Origin of the sequence: Thiohalophilus sp., assembly GCF_034522235.1 — a bacterium.
In the GTDB taxonomy this organism is placed as follows: Bacteria; Pseudomonadota; Gammaproteobacteria; order UBA6429; family Thiohalophilaceae; genus Thiohalophilus.
In genome coordinates this window covers 2,196,630-2,219,753 of sequence record NZ_JAXHLN010000003.1, presented here as the reverse complement: position 1 = coordinate 2,219,753, position 23,124 = coordinate 2,196,630, and the positions used below count along the sequence as shown (strand labels likewise).

The following is a 23,124-nucleotide window of genomic DNA, read 5'->3' as shown; positions in this document are numbered from 1 at the left end:
GGGAAAACATCCAAGGAGAATATGATGCGCCAGTTTCTGACTTATCTTGTATTGCTTTCAGTCCTGTTGACTCTGGGTGGATGTCGCTTTGGCCCGGTCAAACCCCCCGGCGACGAGGGGGCAGCCGATAGCCGTGACGCGGAAACGACACAGGAGGAGGGTGATCGGCGGTTCGCCGGGGACCTTGGCCGCGGCGCCCGGATGGAAGAGCTGAACGATCCGGACAGTCCGCTCTCCAAACGGGTTCTCTATTTTGATTTTGACAGCAGCAAGATCACTGACGAACAACGCGAAGTGATCGATGCTCATGCGGCTTTTTTGAGCCGTAATCCCGATGTCGATGTGGTTCTGGAAGGGCATGCCGATGAGCGCGGTACCCGGGAATACAATCTGGCGCTGGGCGAACGCCGGGCACAGGCGGTGGAGCAATTGTTGCAAGTGCAGGGTGTGTCATCCGAACAGATCCAGGTGATCAGCTTTGGCGAGGAGCGTCCGGTGGCATTGGAACATAATGAATCGGCCTGGCGTCTGAACCGGCGGGTCGAGATCCTTTACTCCGGGTTTTGATATGAAAACTCTGTATTATCGTGGCTTGTTGTTGCTTCTGGTCGGTGTGATATCGACGCCCGCCCTGGCGCAGGACAGCGGCAATCGATCAACTGAACAACGGTTGGAGCGGCTGGAACGGCTGGTCGACAGCCAGGGGCTGGCGGATATTCTCATCCGCCTGAACAGTCTGGAGCAGGAAGTTCGCGAATTGCGTGGTCAGAACGAGGAACAGACCCATACTATCGAGCAGCTGAAAAAGCGCCAACGTGAATTGTATATCGATCTCGATCGTCGCTTGTTACAGATTGAGCGCGGCGATGCTCGTGAACAGTCCGGGACTCCGCCAGCCGGTTCCGATGGTCGATCCGCCTCCACGCCCAAATCCGTCCCGCGCACTGGCACCGGCATGACGGAGACGCCCCGGCCGGCTGCCGGGGGCGCCCGGGAAGTGCCGCTTTCCGTCAACAAGACAGAACAGGAGGCCTATAAGGAAGCCTTTAACCTGTTGCGCGAGCTGGAATATGACAAGGCCATTGCCGCGTTTGGCAAATTTTTACAGAACTATCCTGACGGGCGTTATGCCCATATCGCCCGCTACTGGTTGGGCGAGGCCAACTACGCGCAGCGCAATTTCCGCGCGGCAATCGGTGATTATAAAAGTCTGATCGAGCATTATCCCGATAGCCCCAAGGTGGCCGAAGCCATGCTCAAGATTGGTTACAGCTATAATCAGTTGCAGGAGTATCAGGCGGCACGGGATATCCTCGAGCAGCTGGCCGACGACTATGCGGGCACCACCGAAGCGAGCCAGGCCCGCAATCTGTTGCAGAAAATCCGTGCCAAACTGAGCAACGGGTAAATGTCACAGAACACGGTCAACGCCGCCGGTGATCGCCTGCGAATCACCGAGATATTCTATTCCCTGCAGGGCGAGGCCTGCCAGGTCGGTCTGCCGACGGTATTCATTCGCCTGACCGGCTGTCCCCTGCGCTGCGGTTATTGCGATACCAGCTACGCCTTCAGCGGCGGGCAATGGTATGAGCTGTCCGATATCCTCGCCGAAGTGCGCCGTTATAACACCCGCCACATCACCGTGACCGGCGGCGAACCCCTGGCACAGAAAAACTGTCCGGCCCTGCTCACCCAACTGTGCGATCACGGTTACAGTGTCAGTCTGGAAACCTCCGGCGCCCTGGATGTCTGCCAGCTGGATCCGCGGGTGATCAAGGTGATGGATCTGAAAACGCCTTCTTCCGGTGAGAATGACAAGAACCTGTATACCAATCTCGACTGCCTGAATCCGCAGGATCAGGTGAAATTCGTCATTGGCGACAGGGCTGATTACGACTGGGCGGTGGAAATGCTGCGCAAGTACAACCTGGCCGGGCGTTGCGAAGTGCTGTTCTCGCCGGTGTTCGAAACTCTCAAGCCCGCCCAACTGGCCGACTGGATCCTGCAGGACCAGCTGCCCGTGCGCTTTCAACTGCAACTGCACAAACTCCTGTGGGGCGACGAGCCGGGACGTTGAAAGAAAATTTTGAATTTTGAATGTTGAATGTTGAATTGGCAATAAATTATAAAGTATCAGATAGCAGGACATGCTTCTGGAAGCGGTTTAATATGTTTGCGTTTCCGAGTCCGACATATGTGAATTGAAAATTCAACATTCAACATTCAAAATTCAAAATTTTCTGAATGCCTCCGCGCCTCTGCGTTGAAATTATTATGAGGATAAGGTTATGAAAAAAGCGGTGGTGCTGGTGTCGGGCGGGCTGGATTCGGCGACGGCGCTGGCGCTGGCCCGCGAGCAGGGGTATGACTGTTATGCGATCAGTTTCGATTACGGCCAGCGCCATAAGTGCGAGCTGGAAGCCGCGCAGCAGGTGGCCCGGTTACTCGGGGCGGTCGAGCACAAGTTGCTGCAGCTGAACATGAACGATCTGGGTGGCTCGGCGCTGACCGATGAGAATATCGATGTGCCGGATGAAGGCGTCGGGGAGGGGATTCCGGTGACCTATGTGCCGGCCCGCAACACGGTGTTTCTCTCCCTGGCGTTGGGCTGGGCTGAGGTACTGGACGCCGAGTCCATTTTTATTGGGGTCAACGCGGTCGATTACTCTGGCTATCCGGATTGTCGGCCCGAGTATATCGACGCCTACCAGCGACTGGCCGATCTGGCTACCCGACGCGGGGTCGAGGGCCGGCCGATTCGGATCGAGGCGCCGTTGATTCGCCTGAGCAAGTCGGAGATTATCCGCGAAGGAGCGCGCCTCGGAGTCGATTACGGCCTGACGATCTCTTGCTATGCGCCTGACGCGCAATGCCGCGCCTGTGGCCGCTGTGACGCCTGCCGTTTGCGCAAGGCCGGCTTTGAGGCCACCGATATCCCGGATCCGACCTGCTACCAGATCTGAATCTTATATAAATCATTCACTTATATTAAGGTGCAAAATGCACCGGTGGTGAAGTGCGGGGTTGTGAAACTGGTCACTTTTGGGGGAAGTCCGTACAATGCCGCCATTTGGTCGGACTTGTGCGGAGGAGGTACCGGTCGGGCCTGGGGCACCCGCGGACTGCGGACAAATAATATCTTGCGTAAATCGAGAGGGTTGTATCATGACATTTGAAAGCTTTGCCGACGCGCACTGGACGATATTGTGGCTGGGCTTTGCCATTGCCTTCATTATGGGCGCGGTCGTCAACAAAACCAATTTCTGCACCATGGGCTCGGTCTCCGACATGGTCAACATGGGCGACAGCGGCCGGTTCCGGGCCTGGCTGCTGGCCATTGCCGTGGCCATGCTTGGTGTGGCTATTATCGAAGGTAGTGGATTGATCAGCGTCGATCAAACCGTGCCGCCGTATCGGGGTAGCAACTTTGCCTGGCTGGAATATATCCTGGGCGGTGTCCTGTTCGGGATCGGTATGACCTATGGCAGCGGCTGTGGCAGCAAGACCCTGATCCGGATCGGCGGCGGCAATATCAAGTCGATTATTGTGTTTGCGGCTATCGCCGTCTGTGCCTATTTCATGCTCAACCCATTCCCGGGCACCGACCAGACCATTTATTCCCTCCTGTTCTACCCCTGGACCAACCCGACTACGGTCTCGCTGGCTTCCCAGCAGGATCTGGGGACGCTGCTCGGTCGTGCCTTTGGCAGCGAAGCCGGTGTCACCCGTGTTGTGGTCGGGTTGTTACTGGTCGCTTTGCTGGCCTGGGTTTTGTTCAAGTCGGCGGATTTTCGCAAGAGTTTCGATAATATCCTGGGCGGCGCGGTTGTCGGCCTGGCCATACTGGGGGCCTGGTATGTGACTGACGCCGCGATCATCGATGTCGGGGGTGAAACCTTCACCTGGTCGGGCTATGCCGAGCCCAATAACTGGAGCTTCATGGAGTCGGGTCAGCCACCGCGCTCGGTCGGGACCCAATCCTATACCTTTATCAATCCTGTCGGCCAGACTCTGGGGTATGCCTCCGAGGGCTTTGCCAGCCGTTACCTGACGTTCGGGGTGATGGCGGTATTCGGCGTGATCCTGGGTTCCCTGTTCTGGGCCATCATTTCCCGGGGGTTCCGGGTTGAATGGTTCGTCAATTTCCGCGACTTTATCAACCACGTGATCGGCGGGGCCCTGATGGGCATCGGCGGCGTACTGGCCCTGGGCTGCACCGTCGGCCAGGCGATTACCGGCGTCTCCACTCTGGCCCTGGGTTCCTTCCTGGCCTTCGGCGGCATCGTGCTGGGCAGCGCCATGACCATGAAGATCCAGTATTACAAGATGGTCTACGAGGATGAAGCCAGCTTCGCCAAGGCGTTCGTGACCGCGCTGGTGGACTTCAAGCTGCTGCCCGAGGGCATGCGCAAACTGGAGGCTGTCTGAGACTGACAGCCGGCCTGTGGTTCACCGGGGACGGGGTTGCCATTCCCGGTGAGTCCGGTAAAATGCGCGCTTCCTGTTACATCCGGCCCTCACAGGGCCTGTGACAGGTTCTCCGGGACGTTAGCTCAGTTGGTAGAGCATCCGGCTTTTAACCGGCTGGTCGAAGGTTCGAGTCCTTCACGTCCCACCATATCAGGGCTATCCCAGCGGGTAGCCCTTTTTTCTTGTCTTCGCGAAGTGCTCAATTTCCCGTTATTTATTTACAGGGGCTAGTTTCTAGGTACTAGGCTAGTGCTGAGTGCTGAGTGCTGAGTGCTGAGACGAGTAGGCAGTTGGCAGCCAGCTACCTCTCGCAGAGTCGCTACGAGGTAGAGAAAACCAGCCCCGTTGGTTTTATTGTTTGCGGTTTAGCGTTGGTCCAGACGTCTACCGGCATAACGAGGACATTCGAACAGTCGGCTATCTGCCAACTGCAAACTGCCTACTTGCACCTCAGCCCTTTAGAACACCAGGTTCAGCATCGGGATCGAGACCAGCAGGAACAGCACGGTCATGATGCCGCCGGCGCGCATGTAGTCGGGTACGCGGTAGCCGCCCGGTCCCATGATCAGGGCGTTGACCTGGTGGGTCGGGATCAAAAACGAGTTGGAGGTGGCGATGGCGACGGTCAGGGCGAATACCGCCGGATCGGCGCCAGCGCCGATGGCGATGTTAACGGCCAGCGGCACCAGCAGGACTGTGGCGCCGACATTCGACATAACCAGGGTAAAGAAAGTCGCCAGAATAGCGATGATGGTTTGCAGCACCCAGGTGGGGACGTCACCCATCACGTTCAGGGTCTGTTCGGCGATCCAGGCGGCCGTGCCGGAGTTTTCCACCGCCGCCCCCAGCGGAATCAGGCTGGCAAGCAGGAACACGGTTTTCCAGCTCACTGAATGATAGGCTTCATCCATGCTCAACACCCCACTGAGGATCATGCCGACCGCGCCGGTCAGCAGGGCGATGGAAAGACGCAAATCGGAAAAAATCACCAGCCCCACGGCGATGCCGAAAAACAGCAATGCCGGCGCCAGCTTGTGCGGGCGCAGCTCTTCATGCGGGTATTCGGTGGTGACCACGACAAAGTTGCGATGATCCTTGGCCACCCGGGCCAGATCGGCCCAGGTGGTGTGCACCAGCAACGTGTCGCCGGCGTGCAGAGGCGTGTTACGTACACCGCCCGCTTCGTAATTGACGATCTCCCCGCCACGGTGGATCGCCAGCAGCGACAACCCGTAGGTTTTGCGCAGCCAGACATCCCGCGCCGTTTTTCCCACCAGTTCGGAGCTGGGGGGAACAACGATTTCCGCGATGCCCGATTTTCCGGCGGAGAGAACGTCGGCAAAGGTGTCCAGATCCGGCTGTATCTCCAGTCGGCTGGCTTCTGCGAGCTGATCAATCAGTTGCTCCGACGCCAGAATCCCAAGACGGGTGCCGGCGGTAATTCCGATGGCCCTATCGATACTGTCTGTTCCGACACGGATGCCATCGCCAATGTCCGCGCACACCACGCGAACATGATATTGTACTTCAAAATCATCGATCGACGTGTCCACCAGCGGGCTTTCAGCCGGGATATTGACTTCGTAAAACCGGTAATCGTGTAGACCATAAGTCTCATTGAAATAGTCCATGGTATTGGCGGGTTCGGCGCCGTCAGTGTCGCGCACCGGCAGCACGAAGCGTCCGGCAATGATGAAATAGAGAATACCGGTGGTGATCAGCGCCAGTCCGATGGGGGTGATGGAAAACAGACCGAAAGTCTCCATCTGTTGATCGGCGGGCAGTGACTGATTGGAGGTCAACAGCAGATCATTGAGCAGAATTACCGGGCTGGAACCGACCATGGTCAGGGTGCCGCCCAGAATCGCACAGAAACCCATCGGCATCAGTAGCCGCGACATGGGCAGGTTGGTGCGCGCCGAAATGCGGCTGACCACCGGCAGGAACAGGGCGGCGGCACCCACGTTCTGCATAAAGCTGGAAATGACACCGACCGTACCGGAAATCAGGGGAATAATCCGTTTTTCGGTGCTGCCGCCCATTTTCAGAATAAGGCCTGCCACGCTGGTCATCAGGCCCGTCTTGTCGAGGCCGGCGCCGATGATCATGACGGCAATAATGGAAATCACCGCGTTACTGCCAAAGCCGAGAAACAGGTTTTTCGGATCCACCAGCGGCTGGCTCAGGCCAAGTCCGGGGGCGATGAGCCCGGTTAGCCCCAGCAGCATCATAATCGATACGGCAGTGACATCCACCGGCACGATTTCGAAAACAAACAGGTAAATGGTCAGCAGCAGAAACGCCATCACCCAGGCGATCTCGGTGCTCGGAACGGTAAAAGCGAGAGCTACCCCGGCGACGAAAAACAGGAACAGAGCCACGAGACGCTTGCTGAGAGTCGACATGCCGGATTAGACCTCTTGTCGCAGTAAGATGATGGGTTATTGGCAGACAGGCGCGGGCGTTACAGGCCGACCAGCCGGAAAAGCCGGTATTATGCCTGAATCACGGCGGGCATCAAAGTTGGCCAGCGAATAGATAGTTGGCAGATGACAGATGGCAGTCGGCAGCAGAAAATCCTGCTCGTTCGGTTGTTCCCTGATTGAAAACAGTCGGGTAACGGGTGACCGAAATATCGGTATCGGTGAGTTCAGTGTGTTCGGTGTCTCGGTGGTTCCCAGGTTACCCCCAGCAGACAAGACACAAGCTAGCGGTCGCTTCAGTATTCGGTGATCTCGCGAAGGCACAGGTTGTATTCGTTTTCCCTTCGTGTCTTCGAGCCTTCGTGGTGAGGATTTTATAAGCAGACAAAAAAAAGCCCGGCAGAGCCGGGCTTTTCTTTTAGCGGTATGTTGCTTGCCGCTTACTGGCGAATAGCCGGACCGTTCAGGCGGATGCCGTTGTTCATGTAAGTATGGAAGTACTCAAGAGCTACATACTCAGGATGCTGTTCATACTTGTATTTCTTCTTGTTGTACCACATCATCGGCAGCGCACGAACCTGCTTGTTGCAGCCGTTGTAACGACGCTGGATGGTACCAAAGCCTTTCACGCCGGACTCATTACCCTTGGCCCACTTGCGGCGCCAGACCGGGAAGTGCGAGGTCTGACCCAGAGCCGGGCTGAGCAGATTACCACGGGCCATCATGCCGGAGTTGTAGATGTGGCAATCGGCACAGGCCATGTTCAGCTGGCCACGCTTGGCGTAGAAGTGCTGCTTACCACGCTCATAAATGGCCAGAGCACGCTCGTCGTTGGGAACCACGACATTCTGCTTCTCACCCCGTGAGGTGTACGCCATGTACGCGGCGATGGCAGCGAAGTTGCCCTTGCCAAAACGCAGGCCTTCGGCTTTCAGATCCACGTTTTTGCGCTTCAGGCAGGCCATCAGGTCGCCTTCGAGGGTACGCACGGTGCCGGACTTCTTGTCGAAGTAGGGGTAGTGCTGTTTGATGCCTTTACCGCCATTTTTGAAGCAGCTGGCCAGGCCATATTTTTCAAACATGGCACGGCCTTTGTTGACACCATCTTCATACGACGGGAATTCTTCCATAAGCTGCCATTCTGCACGGCGGCCCTGGTCGAGGGCATAAATGCCATCGCTGAATTCCTGAAGTTTGATGCCAGGGAACTTCTTGTAGAAGTACTGGCGGAACTCGTTGAGGTCGCTTGCCGGGTCTGTCTTGGCGACTGCCGGAGCAGATGCACCCCCCAGAACCGAAAGCGCTGCAAAAGCGATTATCAGTTTTCTCATTGTTATAACTCCTGTCATCCAGTTGGACTGACTCGTTGATTACTTGATCTGGACCGTCAGGGAATCTTTCTCACCCTTGTTGTCCACCCAGCTGATGGAAACGTCATCACCGGACTTGCCGCCTGTGAACTCGTAAGAGAGATACGGGTTCTTGGAGACAGCCGGCCCCCACTGTGCGAGCACGACTTCGTTGCCGTTGTGCGCACAGGTCACTTCCTGGATGAAGTGAGCCGGGATCTTCTTGCCGGTTTTCTCGTCTTTACGCATACCGGTTTCCATTACATGGGTAATCAACGACTTGACCGTGACGGTGTCCCCCTTGAGGGTCGCCCGGGCGCGGATACTCTTAGCCATAATATTGTTCCTCTTGATCGATTCGTTTCGAGGTCGGGCTTAACCGCCGCAACCGCCGATAGTGACTTTGACCTCTTTGCGAGCCGAGTAGGCCTTGCCGCCGGCTTTGACCACGGCGATCACATTGGAGGTTTTGGCCATCTTGATACGGGTCGAAACAAAGCCCTTGGCATTGCTGGCCAGCTTGAAGTTGGCCGCCAGGGGCGAGCCGTTCTTCTCGGCGATGATGGCGATTTCCTCGATACCGGCGATGCCGGTGGTGACGGAGACCGGGACCACGGCGCCGTTTTCAGCGATGTCCGGGGCCTTGATGCTGATGTCATCACTGGGCTGTGCCTGGGCGCTGCCGAACAGGTCATTCATGGCCGTTTCCATGCTTTCGGTTTCGAAGGCACGCTTGGGCCACGCGGCCATGACCGCGCCGGGGGTCAGCAGACCGGCACCGACAGCGACCGCGACGCTGCTACCGGCCAGGCTACCCTTGAGAAAAGTTCTACGTTGCATTGATAGGTTCCTCCACTTGCCGGAATTAAAGGGTATAGACCCACTCGGTGATGTGATCAATTTCCTCTTCGCTCAGGATGTTGTGCTTGCCGAAGGGAGGCATCATTGAGTTCGGGTTGAACTTGGTCGGATTGGCAATCTGTTCACGCACCCTGTCCTTGTCGGGGAAGCGGGCCTTCATGGCAACCAACGGCGGACCGATGTTACCGGGCAGGTGGGCGCCTTCGTAGCTATGGCAGGCAAAGCAGTTGCCTTTCTTACGATTTTCAGCAAGCTTCTTGCCAGTGTCTGCATCGGCAGCGACTGCTGTGCCGGGTACCACGATAGCCATGGAACCGAGCAACATAGCGACAGTACTGGCGGCAGCTATGAGTTTAGCGGGTTTCCGCATGGTCTCCTCCTCATTGAAGTTAGAGATGGGGTCAGTTTTTAAGGCTGACGGTCTTATTATTGTGGACGCTTACCATACCAGTAAGACTTATACCTCGTTAAGGTTCATAGCATACAGATTGAGAACCTAATAGCAAGTACCCTCAGTGTGTTTCAGTAAATAAGTTAAAGCTAATGTACTGATAAACTGAACGATTTTGCTGACGACAGTGTAGATGAAAACCGGGGTGGTTGTCAGGGGCGATTTTCCAGTGCGGCGATTTCGTTTTTCAATTCCTGCAGGCGGGCTTCGGCCCGTGAGGCGTCATAAAAATCCAGCGCGTCGTTTTTGAGCGCCAGGTTGAACTGGGTGATGGCCTGATGTGAGAGGCCGGTACGGTAATAGTATTCGCCCAGGGCGATCTGGGCCCGGGCCGGGTTGCCGAGCTTCTCTTCCGCTTCGGCCAGCAGTTGATAAAAGCGCGGTTTGCGATCCGGCTCGCGCAGAAAATCGCGCAGTACCTCTCTGGCTGTCCCGGGCTGTTCGGCATCGAGCAGGCTTTCCACATAACCCAGTGTCAGTGCGGGGTTCTGTGGATAGAGTTTGAGTGCAGCGCGGTAGTGCGTCAGTGCTGCATCAATTTCGTCGCGGGCAAACGCCAGCTGGGCCCGGGCCAGTAAAAACGCGATGCGTTGTGGCTGCTCATCGAGCAGCTTGTCCAGAACGGCTTTGGCTCGCGGGTAGTCACCGGTTTCCATCAGGCTCAGCACATAGCCATAACGCTCAGCGGTCTGATTGAGATAACGCCCCGATTGCAGGTTATCGGCGAACTGGTTTCGCAGTTCGGCAGGCTGTTGGCTGGTCAGGACCTTGATACGGTTGCGCATCAGGTGAAAGGTCTCGGCCTGTTCGGTCAATTCGGACGAATACTGACGGGCGCGATCCCGGGCATCAGCGATGCGGGTATCGGTGACCGGATGGGTGCGCAGAAACTCGGGACCTTGCGGGCCGTACAGGCGATTGGCCTTGTGCATCTGTTCGAAGAAGCTCGCCATGCTGTTGGGATCAAACCCCGCCCTGGCGAGCAGTTCGATGCCGTGGTGATCGGCTTCCTTTTCATTGGCGCGGGTAAAGTTGATCCGGCTCTGAATGCTGCCGGCAGTGATGGAGGCGATCGCGGCTTCGCCCATCTCGCCACTTTGTCCGCCCAGCACGATGGCGGCAATCAGCGCGGCCAGTACCGGCAGGCTGCTGCCACTGCCAAAATCGTAGGCGCGGGCATGGTGGCGCTGGGTGACATGCGCGATTTCATGGGCCATGACCGAGGCCAGCTCGCTCTCGGTCCGGGTGGAGAGGATCAGGCCGTAGTGAATACCAATATAGCCACCGGGCAGCGCGAAAGCATTGATGTCGGGGGCGTCGATCAGAAAAAAATGAAAATCGGTCATGTCGCTGTCGCCGGCGGCGATCAGCCGGTAGCCCAGGTGATTCAGATAGCTGTCGATCAGCGGGTCGTTGATGATCCGTCCGCTGCGCTGGATATTGCGCATGACCGATTCGCCGACACGCTTCTCCTCGGTCGGGGTGGCGACACCGGCCGCCGCGTCACCGATATCGGGCAGCGTCGGGGCGGCCGACAGCCGTGCCGGCGAGACAATCAGCAGGAGGATCAGTAACCAGGCAGGGTGTGTCTTGAACAGGTGCAAAATATCGTCCGTCAGATCTCGTGTTTAGCAGGGTACAGCCCATGATACGGCGATTTGGCCGGGATGACGAATCTGGAGACTCAGACCGCTTACTGCTTAATGGGTTCGACTCGTATTCATTTCAATATTTCAGTAGACTATGCCGGTTTTGTTATAACCATGCTTGCCTCATGGTTATAGCGTATCCAAATCAAATCTCATGGGAGAGAGATGATGCAGGTTTTCAAGGAAATCGAGGTTGCGGATCTGGCCAGCATGCTGGAGGATACGGACCACGGCGTCAGCCTGATTGATATTCGCAATCCGGCCGAGGCGCAGCGGGAAAGCATTCCCGGGGCACGGAATGCGCCCATGCACCCAACTGTCCAAACGATTGGATGAGGTACACAAGGCGCAACTGGTGGTGCTGTATTGCCAGCTGGGCCTGCGTTCCGCGCACGCTTGTGCCTATTTGTCCGCCAGCGGGCTCGATAATGTCCATAACTTGCGTGGTGGAATTCAGGCCTGGAAATCCAGTGGTCTGGCAGTAACATGAAGCCCTATCGGCAATAGAGGATTACCACGAAATTCTTGTGTTCTAAATCCAGTTGTCATATAAGTGTAAGATTGATTGCTAATATACAATCAACACCTTTAACCCAAAACCAACTCAGATGACTTGAAGGAGAGATGAAAATGGCTGACTTCGATCAAGAACTGGATGCATCAGGCCTGAATTGCCCGCTGCCCATCTTGCGTGCAAAAAAATCCCTGGCCGGTATGTCCGATGGTCAGGTACTGCACATCATCGCCACCGATCCGGGTTCCGTGAAGGATTTCGAGGCGTTTTCCAAGCAGACCGGCAATGAGCTGATGGAATCCAAGGAAGAAGGCGGTAAGTTTTACTTCCTGATCAAAAAAGCCGGTTAACAATTACTATAATAATTTATAAATAAATACAGCTGTTACCGTGCCCGACATCCGACGGGCAGGTGACAGAAATCGAGGTGCACTATGTCTAAAAAACTTGCCATTATTGCGACGAAGGGCACGCTGGATTGGGGCTATCCACCGTTTATTCTGGCCTCCACCGCGGCCGCACTGGGCTATGAAGTTCAGATCTTCTTTACCTTCTACGGCTTGCAACTGCTGAAGAAGAAAATGAACGTCAAGGTCAGCCCGCTGGGCAATCCCGGTATGCCGATGCCCATGGGTATGGACAAATGGTTCCCGATCATCGGCACGGCCATCCCCGGTATGCAGGCGGTGATGACCAAGATGATGAAAGCCAAGATGAAGTCCAAAGGCGTTGCCAGTCTGGAAGATTTGCGCGATCTATGCGTCGAAGCCGACGTCAAGATCATCGCCTGTCAGATGACCGTCGATTTGTTCGACATGAACCATTCCGATTTCATCGATGGAATCGAGTATGGTGGTGCGGCCATGTTCTTCGAGTTCGCCGGCGATGCGGATATTACGCTGTTCGTCTGAATCGAATTCAAATCATGGGAGAGAAAAAACCCGAAGCATAAGCTTCGGGTTTTTTTATTTGTAAAGAGAAGTTGGCAGTCTTCAGATGGCAGTTGGCAGTAAAAACAGCTGATTCCGACTTTCTGCCAACTGCTATCTGCCGACTGTCAACTTTGTCCTAGAACTCCATACTCATCCCGACGCTGATCAGATCCGAGTCGGATTGGTAGGTGCCGTTATAGGCATCGGTACCATTAGCTTCCGTGCCCGCATAGGGGTCGCTGGAATTGACTTCGCGATCATCCACGTCTACCAGCATGTAAGCCAGTTCCAGATTCCAATTGCCAAAGTCGTGAGTCATACCCAGGCTGTAGAGCTGACGATCGTTATCCGGTACCCGGGCGGAGAAATGCTCGTCCGGTTGCGGGGTCTCGTCGGCGGCATAGCCGAACATCAGCCTGGTCTTGGCGTTCATCTGATAGATGGCGCCCAGACGATAGGCCCAGGTGTCATCCCAGTCGTTGGTGCTGGAGGTCAGCTCATCCCCGTTGCTGTTGACTACCTTGATGGTGTCAAAACTGCTCCAGCCGGTACGCTCCACGTCCAGTTCTACGCCGAAGCTGTCAGTGACCTGATAATGGACACCGGCCTGCAACATATCCGGAAATTCCAGGGTGGCTCGTGCGGCCATAGGCGGGAACCCGAAACCAGGAGGCGCAATGAATACGCCTGATACATCGACTTCCACGGCACTGCGATAGCTGGCTCCGAAGGTCAGTTTGTCCAGCTTCTTCTGGTAGGCGATATTCCAGCCCAGGTCGCCGCCACGGCCTTTCAGTTCGGCACCATGGGTGTTGAATACCAGTTCATCCAGATCGTAATAGTCGAGCCCCACCGCGAAGCTGCTGGTCTCATCAATTTTCCAGGCGATATTGGGATTGATGTTGAACATCTTGATACGGCTCAGTTCCGGTTCGGCAGCGCCAGCGCCAATATCACTGAAACCCGCAAACGTGCCGGCCGGCCACTTGGTTTCCAGGCCGAAGGGCACGTTGATGGCAAGCCCGAAGGAGAGGTTGTCGTGACCATCGACCATGAAATAGGCGTTGGGGATTAAAAACACATCCTCGCCGGTGGAACCGGTTGCGGTGCCGTTGTCCGGGTCGACGCTCGGCTCATAGGTGATCCGGGTCAGGCCGGCATTGATCGCGTTGGCGTCGTGAAACGACATGGCCGCCGGGTTATAGGCCAGCGCACCGGTCTCGCGGGTGTTGGCCACCAGTGCGTTGGAGGTGGCGGTACCGACGGTCGAGACTTCCGGAATCCGAAAGCCCGAGGCAAGTGCGTGTGAACCGATCAGCGTAAGCCCCGTTCCCAGCAGAACAGCGCGGGACAGACGGGAATAATGATAATGTGCGCCCATGAAGGACCTCCCATGAGTTTGGTTGTTACTTGTTGTTCACAATACTGTAGCGGGGAATTATCGGACTGACTATACAGCGCTTATAAATAAGAAAATAATAATATACTAATAATCATAATCAATAGCGTCATAAAAACTGCTTGACACTATTCATGCCCTCATGAAAGATACGGTGCCAGTTGCAAACACCTTTCGTTGCATAAAAATAACTACGAACGTCACTTCGCAACACAATCAAGGCATGTCCGCATGCCGGTGACTTTAAAGAAAATTATAAATACCACACTTCACCTTTCATGGGAGATGAAACAATGAAGAAAACCAACAAACGACTGCTCGCGACAGCCGTTGCCGCTGCACTTGCCCTGCCGACGGCGGCCTTCGCGACCAACGGCTACTTCGCCCACGGCTACGGGACCAAGAACAAGGGCCTCGGCGGCGCCGGCGTGGCCCTGCCGCAGGATTCCCTGGCCGCCGCCACCAACCCGGCCGGCATGGTCTGGGTCGGCGATCGCATGGATCTGGGTGCCGCTATCTTCAGCCCGCAGCGTGAGTACAAAGTAGAAGGCGCGGCGAATGATGGTTTTCCTGCTTTTGAGTTACAGCCGGGAACCGTTGAGAGTGACTCGGAATACTTTCTGATTCCCCATTTCGGCCGTAACTGGATGCTCGATGCCAACAGCGCGGTGGGCGTGAGCGTCTACGGTAACGGCGGCATGAACACCGACTATCCGGATAGCGCAAACGGTGGTGCCGGAACGTATTATGGTGGCATGTTTGGCGGTGAGGCCGGTGCCGGCGTGAACCTGGAGCAGCTTTTCGTTAACACTAGCTACTCGCGCAAGATCGACGACAAGTCCTCCTGGGGCGCCAGTGCCATCCTGGCCTATCAGCGCTTCGAAGCCACTGGCTTGGAAGGCTTTGGACCTGCGGGTTTCAATGCTTCCTCGGATCCGGATAACTTGACCGATAACGGTGTTGACTCAGCCATGGGCTACGGCTTTAAGCTCGGTTATCAGGGCGAAGTTGCGCCGAATCTGACCCTGGCGGCGTCCTATCAGAGTGAAATGGAGATGGGCGAGTTCGACGATTACGCGGGGCTGTTTGCCGAACAGGGGGGCTTTAACATCCCGGCCACCTGGACTCTGGGACTGGCCTACGACATGGCCGACTCCGGTACCGTGGTCTTTGATGTGCAGAAGATCATGTACAGCGATATCAATTCCATCGGCAATCCGATGCTTCCGAATCTCCAGACCGCGCAGCTTGGTGATGACGATGGCGCCGGCTTCGGCTGGGAAGACATCACGGTCTACAAGCTGGGTTATCAGTGGTCCACCAGTGCCGACTATACCTGGCGCGTGGGGTATAACCACGGCGATCAGCCGATTCCCGACTCCGAAGTGTTGTTCAATATCCTGGCGCCGGGTGTCATGGAAGATCACTTCACCTTCGGTATGACCAAGAAGACCGGTGCCGACAGCGAGTTCAACCTGGCGGCCATGTACGCACCCAGCAACTCTGTGAAGGGTGACAACCCGCTCCAGGGGCCAACAGCGCCTAACCAGACCATTGAGCTGGAAATGACCCAGTGGGAACTGGAAGCCAGCTGGGCCTGGAAGTTCTAAGCCATCAGGAATTGCTCTGATGTGACAAGGATGTAAACAGGGCCATGGGTGTGAATCCATGGCCCTTTCTTTTGCATTAGCTTGTCAGACATTACTTGAGAGTATGCACGGCGTGCATGTTTTCATTAACTTGCCAAATTAATTCAGATTCAGGATGGATAATTATGAAACCGATGAAACTTGCCTTCACCGGTCTGCTGGCCCTGTTTTTATCAACAGGTGTTGCGCAGACCGAAACAATGATCAAACCCTTCGTATTGGCCGACAACCAGGGTGCCGAGATGACCACGGCGCTCAGCACCGCCAAACAGAAGCTCACCGATGCGGGTTTTGAGATTGTTGGAGAGTATTCGCCTTACGACAACGCCACCATCGTTGCCATCACCAGTGGGGCACTGAAAAACACCGCGGCCAAAACCGATTACGGTGTGTTTGGTGCCGCGCAGCGGGTGACTTTCTATGACACCGGGGATAATGTTCAGGTGGCCTATACCAACCCGATCTATCTGGCCCATGCCTATCGGCTGGATGGCGATCTGGCGGCGGTCGCCGCACAGCTGGAAGGGGCGCTGGGTAAACAGCAGACCTACGGTTCCAAAAAGGGACTCAGCGGCGAGGATTTGCGTGATTATCAGTACAAGTGGCTGATGCCCTATTTCTATGATCGTCTTAACCTGGCCAGCTATGACTCCTACCAGGAAGCCGTTAACCGTGTCGAGGCGGCGATCTCGGCCGGCAAAGGCGGCGTAAAACCGGTCTATCGTGTCGATCTGCCCGGCCAGGAAGCCACGGTGTTTGGCGTCAATATCCTGGGCAACAGCGACGAGACCGAGTGTGCCGGTGACCAGTACATCATGGAACGCATCGACTTCAAGGAGACCCGATCACTGGGCCATCTGCCGTATGAGATCGTGGTCAAGGGCAAGAAGGCCTATGCGCTACGTGCCGAATTCCGCATTGCCATCAGCTTCCCGGATCTCTCCATGATGGGTAGCAACAGCTTTGCCTCCATCATGTGTGCCCCCTCGGCCATCGAAACGGCCCTGACCCGGGCGGCCGGCGGTAAAACCGGCGGGGATGACTGGTGACAGGGAGGGAAAAATGCTGACAAGGTCGCAGAAAAACGGCTAAACTCTGTACTTATTTGGTACCTCCTCCACGTACCAACTCAGCCCCGGCGAGTTTTTCGTCGGGGTTTTTTTTTGTTCCGGGACAGGCATTTTGACGAAATGGTGGGCCTGAGCACGCACGGAGCAGGCCGCTTTTCGTCATGCCGGGCTCGACCCGGCATCCAGTCCCGGTGCGGGAGCAGACATCGCGATTCATCCCCGCTTGAAAGCGCAGTGATGCTTCTCGCTACACTAAAACCCCTGATCGCCATGAAAAAAATCCCCGGATCGGGTAGAATAGGGCTTCTTTGCGCGAGCTGTGACAGCCCCGGGCGCACCCTGCGCTGGACTGTAATGCTCTGAATTCATTGAATTTTATCTGAACCGGGAGTAATTGATGTTTAAACGTGACATGACCATTGCGGGCTATGACGACGAACTGTGGGCGGCGATGCAGAACGAGGCGCAGCGCCAGGAGGAGCATATCGAGCTGATTGCCTCCGAAAACTACACCAGCCCCCGCGTCATGGAGGCTCAAGGATCAGTACTGACTAACAAATACGCCGAAGGTTACCCCGGCAAGCGCTATTACGGCGGCTGTGAATATGTCGACGTGGCCGAGCGACTGGCCATTGATCGGGTCAAGGAGCTGTTCGGCGCCGATTACGCCAATGTCCAGCCCCATTCCGGCTCGCAGGCCAACGCCGCGGTCTATCTGGCGCTGCTGCAGCCTGGCGACACGATACTGGGTATGAGCCTGGCCCACGGCGGGCATTTGACGCACGGTGCCAAGGTCAATTTCTCCGGCAAGATTTTCAACGCCGTGCAGTACGGCATCGACGAGCAGGGCTTCATCGATTATGACGAGGTCGAACAGCTGGCCAAAGAGCACAAGCCGAAGATGATCGTCGCCGGCTTCAGTGCCTATTCCCAGGTGGTCGACTGGCAGCGTTTTCGCGAGATCGCCGACATGGTCGGTGCCTGGCTGATGGTGGACATGGCCCACGTGGCCGGTCTCATCGCCGCCGGCGTTTATCCCAGTCCGGTCAACATCGCCGATGTGACCACCTCCACCACCCACAAGACCCTGCGCGGGCCACGCGGCGGGATCATCCTGGCCAAATCCAACCCGGATGTTGAAAAGAAGCTCAACTCGCTGGTGTTCCCCGGTACCCAGGGCGGCCCGCTGATGCATGTCATTGCCGCCAAGGCCGTGGCCTTCAAGGAAGCCCTGGAGCCCGAGTTCAAGACCTATCAGCAACAGGTGGTCAAAAACGCCAAGGTGATGGCCGAGGTCTTTCAGCAGCGTGGTTTCGAGGTGATCTCCGGCGGGACCGAAAACCATCTGTTTCTGGTCAGCTTCATCAAGCAGGAACTGACCGGCAAGGATGTCGACGCCTGGCTGGACAGCGCCAACATCACCGTTAACAAAAACGCCGTGCCCAACGATCCGCAATCCCCCTTCGTCACCAGCGGTATCCGCATCGGTACCCCGGCCGCGACCACCCGCGGCTTCGGCGAGCAGGAAAGCCGCGACCTGGCCGGCTGGATGTGCGATGTCATCGACAGCAAGGGCGATGAGAAAGTGATTGCCGAGACCAAGAAGAAAGCCCTGGATCTCTGCCAGCGGTTCCCGGTCTACAAGTAACAGGGACGAGTTACGAGGGACGAGTGACGAGGTGGAAAAATGGTGCTTACAGACTTGATCATTTTTTCTGGCTGCTGCGACGATGTTGATGATTCATGGAACCGGGAAACAGTGATATGACACAGAAATATTTTGTTCCTCGTCCCTCGTCCCTCGTCCCTCGGCACTGAGCGATGCATTGTCCGTTCTGTGGCGCCGAGGATACCAGGGTGATCGACTCGCGCCTGGCGGGCGAGGGGTCTGCCGTGCGTCGGCGGCGCGAGTGCCTCAGTTGCCATGAACGCTTTACTACCTTTGAGACCCCCGAACTGGTGATGCCCCGGCTGGTCAAGAATGACGGCCGGCGCGAGCCATTTGATGAGGATAAATTGCGTGCCGGGATGCAACGAGCGCTGGAGAAGCGGCCGGTCAACACCGACGCCATCGAAGACGCTCTGAACCGTATCCTCAAACAGTTGCGAGCCCTGGGCGAGCGCGAGATCGACTCCAAGCAGGTCGGTGAGCTGGTCATGCAGGAATTGCGCGATCTGGATCAGGTCGCCTATGTGCGCTTCGCCTCGGTGTATCGCAGTTTCGAGGATGTCAGTGCCTTCCAGGAAGAGATCGAAAAGCTCCAGAGCGTCCCCTCACCGGAAATGAAACGCCAGCAACAATCCCTGTTGCCGGATGACGACGACAAGAAACAATAAGCGACTCTTCCCCGATGAGCTTCAGCGCCGATGATCACCGTTACATGGCCCGCGCCCTGCAACTGGCCGAACGGGGTCTGTATACCACCGATCCCAATCCCCGCGTCGGTTGCGTGCTGGTGCGGGCTAACGCCATCATCGGCGAAGGCTGGCATGAACGGGCCGGCGAAGCCCATGCCGAAGTGCATGCCCTGCAGGCGGCCGGCGAGCAGGCCAACGGCAGCACGGCCTATGTCACCCTGGAGCCCTGCTGTCATCACGGGCGGACACCTCCTTGCAGTGAGGCCCTGATCCAGGCCGGTGTCAGCCGCGTGGTGGTGGCGATGCGCGATCCCCATTCGCAGGTCGATGGCGGCGGAATTAGCCAGTTGCAGGCCGCCGGTATTGCCGTGGACAGTGGTCTGATGGAAGCGCAGGCCCGGCAACTCAATCCCGGTTTTATCCGGCGCATGCAGCGCGGTCGCCCCTATGTGCGGTTGAAACTGGCCATGAGCCTGGACGGCCGCACGGCCATGGCCTCGGGCGAGAGCCAGTGGATCACCGGCGCGGCCGCGCGGCAGGATGTGCAACACTGGCGGGCGCGCAGTTCGGCGATCCTCACCGGGGTGGGCACCGTGCTGGCCGATGATCCGTCCATGACCGTGCGCCTTGAACAGGCCGAACGCCAGCCCTTGCGGGTTATCGTAGACACCCACCTGAGCACGCCGGCCAATGCGACGATTTTGCAGCAGCCGGGTAAAACGGTGATCATGACCTGCAGTGAGGAGGAATCCGTCCGCGACGCCCTTCGCAACGCGGGTGCCGAGGTCATCACGGTTCCCGAGGACGCACATAACAACGTCGATCTGGGGGCGGTACTGGATCAACTCGGCGAGATGGAAATCAACGAACTGCACGTGGAAACCGGCGCCACCCTGGCCGGCGCACTGATGCAAGCAGGCCTGGTCGATGAGTTAATCATCTACATGGCCCCGACCCTGCTCGGTGACGCTGCCCGCGGCCTGTTTCACCTGCCGGGGTTGGAGAACATGGCCGATCAGTTGCAGTTGCAGATAAAGGATATTCGTGCCATTGGAGAAGACTGGCGAATCACGGCGGAAGTGAGAAAAAACTAACCACCAAGACGCCAAGACACAAAGTTTATTGATTTAATTTCTTCCTTCGTGTCTTCGCGTCTTGGTGGTGAGCTTTACTGATCTGGACTCGCAGATATACTGTCTGGGAGCGCAAAACCGGGGAAAATGCACAGGCCATGTTTACGGGAATCATACAGTCGGTGGGCAAGATTGCTGCTATCGAATCGAAAGGTTCTGATACGCAAATGTGCATCCAGACCGGCAAATTGCCGCTGGGCGATGTGGCACTCGGTGACAGCATTGCGGTCAACGGCGTCTGCCTGACGGCGGTGGAATTGCCGGGCGACGGATTCCGGGCGGATGTCTCGGGCGAGACGTTGTCGCGCACGACCTTTGCCGATATTCAGAGCGGCAGCAAAGTGAATCTGGAAAAAGCGTTGACGCCAACCACCCATCTGGGCGGTCATCTGGTCAGCGGGCATGTGGACGGTATTGGCGAGGTGATCGAACGATCCGATGCCGGGCGCTCGGTGAAATTCCGCATCCGGGCGCCGGATGAACTGGCCCGTTACATCGCGACCAAAGGGTCGATCTGTGTCGATGGCATCAGCCTGACGGTCAATGCGGTGGAGGGCGCGGTGTTTGATCTGAATATCGTACCGCACACGCTGGTGGAAACCACCATGGGTGATTTTGGAACAGGTCAGCGGGTTAATCTCGAAGTGGATGTGATCGCCCGTTATCTGGAACGTTTACTGTTGGGTGACAAAGCGGCACAATCAGGTCAGGGTGTGACCGAGGCGTTGCTTGCCGAACACGGTTTTATCAAGTAGGACTTATGGCACTGAACAGTACACAAGAGATTATCGAAGACATCCGCCAGGGCAAAATGGTGATCCTGATGGATGACGAGGATCGCGAGAATGAAGGTGATCTGATTATTGCCGCGGAAAAGGTGACGCCCGAGGCGATCAACTTCATGGCCAAATACGGCCGTGGCCTGATTTGCCTGACCCTGAGCAAAGAGCGCTGCGAGCGGCTGCGCCTGCCGCCGATGGTCACGGAGAACCGCGAAGCCCATGCCACGGCATTCACCGTCTCCATCGAAGCGGCGGAAGGCGTCACGACTGGCATTTCCGCTGCGGATCGTTCCGTGACGATCCAGACCGCCGTGGCCCCCGATGCCAAACCGTCGGATCTGGTACAGCCCGGTCACGTGTTTCCCCTGATGGCCCAGCCGGGCGGGGTATTGACCCGGGCAGGGCATACCGAGGCCGGTTGCGATCTGGCGCGCATGGCCGGGCTGGAGTCGGCCTCGGTCATTGTCGAGATCCTCAATGAAGACGGCAGCATGGCCCGGCGCCCGGATCTGGAAAAATTCGCCGCCGAGCACAATCTGAAGATCGGCACGATCGCGGATCTCATCGAATATCGTATGCGCAACGAGAAGACCATCGTGCGCGCTGCCGCGTGTAACATGCCGACCCGTTATGGTGATTTTCATCTGTATGCGTATCGAAACAGCATCGATCGACAGGTCCACCTGGCGCTGGTCAAGGGCGACCTCGATCCGAAAAAATCGGTGCTGGTGCGGGTCCATGTGGAAGATACCCTGTGCGATATATTCGGCAGCCAGCGCGACGATTGTGGCTGGCCACTGAGCGATGCCATGCGGCGCATTGCCGATGAAGGGGAGGGTGTGGTGATTATCCTGCGCCTGGCCGAGGAGTCGGAGACCCTGGTATCGCACATAACACAGTATAATGAGCAGGATCAGGGTCACGATCTGCCACATTACGAATCGGGCGAGGATCTGCGTACCTTCGGGATCGGCGCACAGATTCTGACGGAACTCGGCGTGAAGAAAATGCGTGTACTGAGCGCGCCGAAAAAAATGCATGCCCTTTCCGGCTTTGGCCTGGAAGTGGTGGAATACGTTTACGGGGAATAACAGGAAAGTACAATGACAATGAAAACCGTGGAAGGAGAGCTGGTCGTCAAAGGCGCGCGTTTCGGGCTGGCCGTGGCGCGCTTTAACAGCTTTGTGGTGGAAAGCCTGCTGCAGGGCGCAGTGGACACTATCATCCGCCATGGCGGCAGCGAGAACGATATCGAGATCGTGCGCGTCCCGGGGGCCTATGAATTGCCGCTGGTGGTACAGCGCATGGCGCAGGGCAAAAAGTACGATGCCATCATCGCCCTGGGTGCGGTGATTCGCGGCGGCACGCCCCATTTCGATTATGTCGCCGGCGAATGCGTCAAGGGCATGTCCTCGGTGATGCTGCAACAGGATGTGCCGGTGGCCTTTGGTGTGCTGACCGTGGATACGATCGAACAGGCCATCGAACGGGCCGGCACCAAGGCCGGTAACAAGGGCGCCGAGGCGGCCATATCGGCCATCGAGATGGTCAACCTGCTGAAGAATCTGTAACCTCGATGAAACCCAATCCCCGTAGCCGTGCCCGCCGCCTTGCCATGCAGAGCCTGTATGAATGGCAGATGTCCGGGAACACGATCGACAAGATCATTGGCGACTATGCTGTTGGCGAGCAAATACGTAATGTGGATGAAGCCTATTTTCGCGAGCTGAGCAATGGCGTGGCCGAGCATAGCGAGCAGCTCGATCAATCCATTATGGCCTATATTACGCGCAGCTACGACGAGATCGACCCGGTCGAAAAAGCCGTGCTGCGCCTGGGCGCCTACGAGCTCAAATTCAGGCCGGAAATCCCCTACCGCGTGATCATCAACGAAGCCGTCGAACTGGCCAAAACCTTCGGCGCCGAAGCCAGCCACAAGTTCATCAACGGCGTCATGGACAAACTCGCCGCGGAACTGCGCGGCATAGAAATGCAGGCCCAGAAAAAAAGATAACAGCGTTTCACCGCAGAGACGCGGAGGGCGCAGAGAATAATTATAATAATTTTTTCCGATTTTTGTGTTA

General features: G+C 56.8%; 25 protein-coding genes and 1 tRNA gene. 19 read left to right on the top strand and 7 right to left on the bottom strand.

Annotated features, from left to right (window positions below; all coding sequences use genetic code 11):
* Nucleotides 1-21 precede the first annotated feature (21 nt).
* From pal to U5J94_RS13840, 6 genes are all read left to right on the top strand, one after another.
* On the top strand, nucleotides 22-567 hold the full coding sequence (gene pal, locus U5J94_RS13865; RefSeq protein WP_322566210.1) for a peptidoglycan-associated lipoprotein Pal: 546 nt from the start codon (nucleotides 22-24) through the stop codon (nucleotides 565-567).
* Between the two features lies 1 nt (nucleotide 568).
* Nucleotides 569-1,408, top strand: coding sequence for a tol-pal system protein YbgF (ybgF, locus tag U5J94_RS13860; protein ID WP_322566209.1), 840 nt, complete (start codon nucleotides 569-571; stop codon nucleotides 1,406-1,408).
* Complete coding sequence (gene queE, locus U5J94_RS13855; protein ID WP_322566208.1) at nucleotides 1,409-2,077, top strand: 7-carboxy-7-deazaguanine synthase QueE; 669 nt, start codon at nucleotides 1,409-1,411, stop codon at nucleotides 2,075-2,077.
* Between the two features lie 211 nt (nucleotides 2,078-2,288).
* Complete coding sequence (gene queC, locus U5J94_RS13850) at nucleotides 2,289-2,963, top strand: 7-cyano-7-deazaguanine synthase QueC (protein ID WP_322566207.1); 675 nt, start codon at nucleotides 2,289-2,291, stop codon at nucleotides 2,961-2,963.
* Between the two features lie 202 nt (nucleotides 2,964-3,165).
* Nucleotides 3,166-4,428, top strand: a complete 1,263-nt coding sequence (locus tag U5J94_RS13845) for a YeeE/YedE family protein (RefSeq protein ID WP_322566206.1) — start codon at nucleotides 3,166-3,168, stop codon at nucleotides 4,426-4,428.
* A gap of 114 nt (nucleotides 4,429-4,542) precedes the next feature.
* A tRNA-Lys gene (locus U5J94_RS13840) sits at nucleotides 4,543-4,618 on the top strand.
* Between the two features lie 310 nt (nucleotides 4,619-4,928).
* Here U5J94_RS13840 and U5J94_RS13835 read toward each other — a convergent pair.
* From U5J94_RS13835 to U5J94_RS13810, 6 genes are all read right to left on the bottom strand, one after another.
* On the bottom strand, nucleotides 4,929-6,875 hold the full coding sequence (locus U5J94_RS13835; protein ID WP_322566205.1) for an SLC13 family permease: 1,947 nt from the start codon (nucleotides 6,873-6,875) through the stop codon (nucleotides 4,929-4,931).
* Between the two features lie 458 nt (nucleotides 6,876-7,333).
* The gene (soxA, locus tag U5J94_RS13830; RefSeq protein ID WP_322566204.1) at nucleotides 7,334-8,224 is read right to left on the bottom strand and encodes a sulfur oxidation c-type cytochrome SoxA; all 891 of its coding nucleotides are present in this window, start codon (nucleotides 8,222-8,224) and stop codon (nucleotides 7,334-7,336) included.
* Between the two features lie 39 nt (nucleotides 8,225-8,263).
* Nucleotides 8,264-8,578 carry a thiosulfate oxidation carrier complex protein SoxZ gene (gene soxZ, locus U5J94_RS13825; protein WP_322564372.1) on the bottom strand — a complete coding sequence of 105 codons (315 nt, stop codon included), beginning with the start codon at nucleotides 8,576-8,578 and terminating at the stop codon, nucleotides 8,264-8,266.
* 39 nt (nucleotides 8,579-8,617) lie between these two features.
* Entirely contained in the window at nucleotides 8,618-9,082 is a 465-nt protein-coding gene (gene soxY / locus U5J94_RS13820; protein WP_322566203.1) for a thiosulfate oxidation carrier protein SoxY, read from the bottom strand.
* Between the two features lie 25 nt (nucleotides 9,083-9,107).
* Entirely contained in the window at nucleotides 9,108-9,473 is a 366-nt protein-coding gene (soxX, locus tag U5J94_RS13815) for a sulfur oxidation c-type cytochrome SoxX (RefSeq protein WP_322566202.1), read from the bottom strand.
* Between the two features lie 233 nt (nucleotides 9,474-9,706).
* Nucleotides 9,707-11,158 (bottom strand): M48 family metalloprotease, encoded by a 1,452-nt coding sequence (locus U5J94_RS13810; protein WP_322566201.1) that lies wholly within the window; start codon nucleotides 11,156-11,158, stop codon nucleotides 9,707-9,709.
* Between the two features lie 210 nt (nucleotides 11,159-11,368).
* Here U5J94_RS13810 and U5J94_RS13805 point away from each other — a divergent pair, with 210 nt between their 5' ends.
* The 4 genes from U5J94_RS13805 (at nucleotide 11,369) to dsrE2 (ending at nucleotide 12,628) form a co-directional block, all read left to right on the top strand.
* The gene (locus U5J94_RS13805) at nucleotides 11,369-11,539 is read left to right on the top strand and encodes a rhodanese-like domain-containing protein (protein ID WP_322566200.1); all 171 of its coding nucleotides are present in this window, start codon (nucleotides 11,369-11,371) and stop codon (nucleotides 11,537-11,539) included.
* Nucleotides 11,502-11,693 carry a rhodanese-like domain-containing protein gene (locus U5J94_RS13800; RefSeq protein ID WP_322566199.1) on the top strand — a complete coding sequence of 64 codons (192 nt, stop codon included), beginning with the start codon at nucleotides 11,502-11,504 and terminating at the stop codon, nucleotides 11,691-11,693. The genes U5J94_RS13805 and U5J94_RS13800 overlap by 38 nt, the downstream gene beginning before the upstream one ends.
* 140 nt (nucleotides 11,694-11,833) lie before the next feature.
* Nucleotides 11,834-12,067, top strand: coding sequence for a sulfurtransferase TusA family protein (locus U5J94_RS13795; RefSeq protein ID WP_322566198.1), 234 nt, complete (start codon nucleotides 11,834-11,836; stop codon nucleotides 12,065-12,067).
* A gap of 84 nt (nucleotides 12,068-12,151) precedes the next feature.
* The gene (dsrE2, locus tag U5J94_RS13790) at nucleotides 12,152-12,628 is read left to right on the top strand and encodes a sulfur carrier protein DsrE2 (RefSeq protein ID WP_322566197.1); all 477 of its coding nucleotides are present in this window, start codon (nucleotides 12,152-12,154) and stop codon (nucleotides 12,626-12,628) included.
* A 157-nt stretch (nucleotides 12,629-12,785) separates the two neighbouring features.
* Here the strand turns inward: dsrE2 and U5J94_RS13785 are convergent, their stop codons facing one another.
* Nucleotides 12,786-14,030, bottom strand: coding sequence for an OmpP1/FadL family transporter (locus U5J94_RS13785; protein WP_322566196.1), 1,245 nt, complete (start codon nucleotides 14,028-14,030; stop codon nucleotides 12,786-12,788).
* A 311-nt stretch (nucleotides 14,031-14,341) separates the two neighbouring features.
* Here U5J94_RS13785 and U5J94_RS13780 point away from each other — a divergent pair, with 311 nt between their 5' ends.
* The 9 genes from U5J94_RS13780 to nusB all read left to right on the top strand — a co-directional run bounded on the left by U5J94_RS13780 (nucleotide 14,342) and on the right by nusB (nucleotide 23,054).
* Complete coding sequence (locus U5J94_RS13780) at nucleotides 14,342-15,658, top strand: OmpP1/FadL family transporter (RefSeq protein WP_322566195.1); 1,317 nt, start codon at nucleotides 14,342-14,344, stop codon at nucleotides 15,656-15,658.
* Between the two features lie 164 nt (nucleotides 15,659-15,822).
* The gene (locus U5J94_RS13775) at nucleotides 15,823-16,746 is read left to right on the top strand and encodes a hypothetical protein (protein WP_322566194.1); all 924 of its coding nucleotides are present in this window, start codon (nucleotides 15,823-15,825) and stop codon (nucleotides 16,744-16,746) included.
* Nucleotides 16,747-17,164: 418 nt separating this feature from the next.
* Complete coding sequence (glyA, locus tag U5J94_RS13770; protein WP_322566193.1) at nucleotides 17,165-18,415, top strand: serine hydroxymethyltransferase; 1,251 nt, start codon at nucleotides 17,165-17,167, stop codon at nucleotides 18,413-18,415.
* A 173-nt stretch (nucleotides 18,416-18,588) separates the two neighbouring features.
* Nucleotides 18,589-19,104 (top strand): transcriptional regulator NrdR, encoded by a 516-nt coding sequence (gene nrdR / locus U5J94_RS13765; RefSeq protein ID WP_322566192.1) that lies wholly within the window; start codon nucleotides 18,589-18,591, stop codon nucleotides 19,102-19,104.
* 14 nt (nucleotides 19,105-19,118) lie between these two features.
* Nucleotides 19,119-20,219, top strand: a complete 1,101-nt coding sequence (ribD, locus tag U5J94_RS13760) for a bifunctional diaminohydroxyphosphoribosylaminopyrimidine deaminase/5-amino-6-(5-phosphoribosylamino)uracil reductase RibD (RefSeq protein WP_322566191.1) — start codon at nucleotides 19,119-19,121, stop codon at nucleotides 20,217-20,219.
* A 137-nt stretch (nucleotides 20,220-20,356) separates the two neighbouring features.
* The gene (locus U5J94_RS13755; protein ID WP_322566190.1) at nucleotides 20,357-21,013 is read left to right on the top strand and encodes a riboflavin synthase; all 657 of its coding nucleotides are present in this window, start codon (nucleotides 20,357-20,359) and stop codon (nucleotides 21,011-21,013) included.
* Between the two features lie 5 nt (nucleotides 21,014-21,018).
* Nucleotides 21,019-22,131 carry a bifunctional 3,4-dihydroxy-2-butanone-4-phosphate synthase/GTP cyclohydrolase II gene (gene ribBA / locus U5J94_RS13750; RefSeq protein WP_322566189.1) on the top strand — a complete coding sequence of 371 codons (1,113 nt, stop codon included), beginning with the start codon at nucleotides 21,019-21,021 and terminating at the stop codon, nucleotides 22,129-22,131.
* 12 nt (nucleotides 22,132-22,143) lie between these two features.
* Nucleotides 22,144-22,611, top strand: a complete 468-nt coding sequence (gene ribE, locus U5J94_RS13745) for a 6,7-dimethyl-8-ribityllumazine synthase (RefSeq protein ID WP_322566188.1) — start codon at nucleotides 22,144-22,146, stop codon at nucleotides 22,609-22,611.
* Between the two features lie 5 nt (nucleotides 22,612-22,616).
* On the top strand, nucleotides 22,617-23,054 hold the full coding sequence (gene nusB / locus U5J94_RS13740; RefSeq protein ID WP_322566187.1) for a transcription antitermination factor NusB: 438 nt from the start codon (nucleotides 22,617-22,619) through the stop codon (nucleotides 23,052-23,054).
* Nucleotides 23,055-23,124 lie beyond the last annotated feature (70 nt).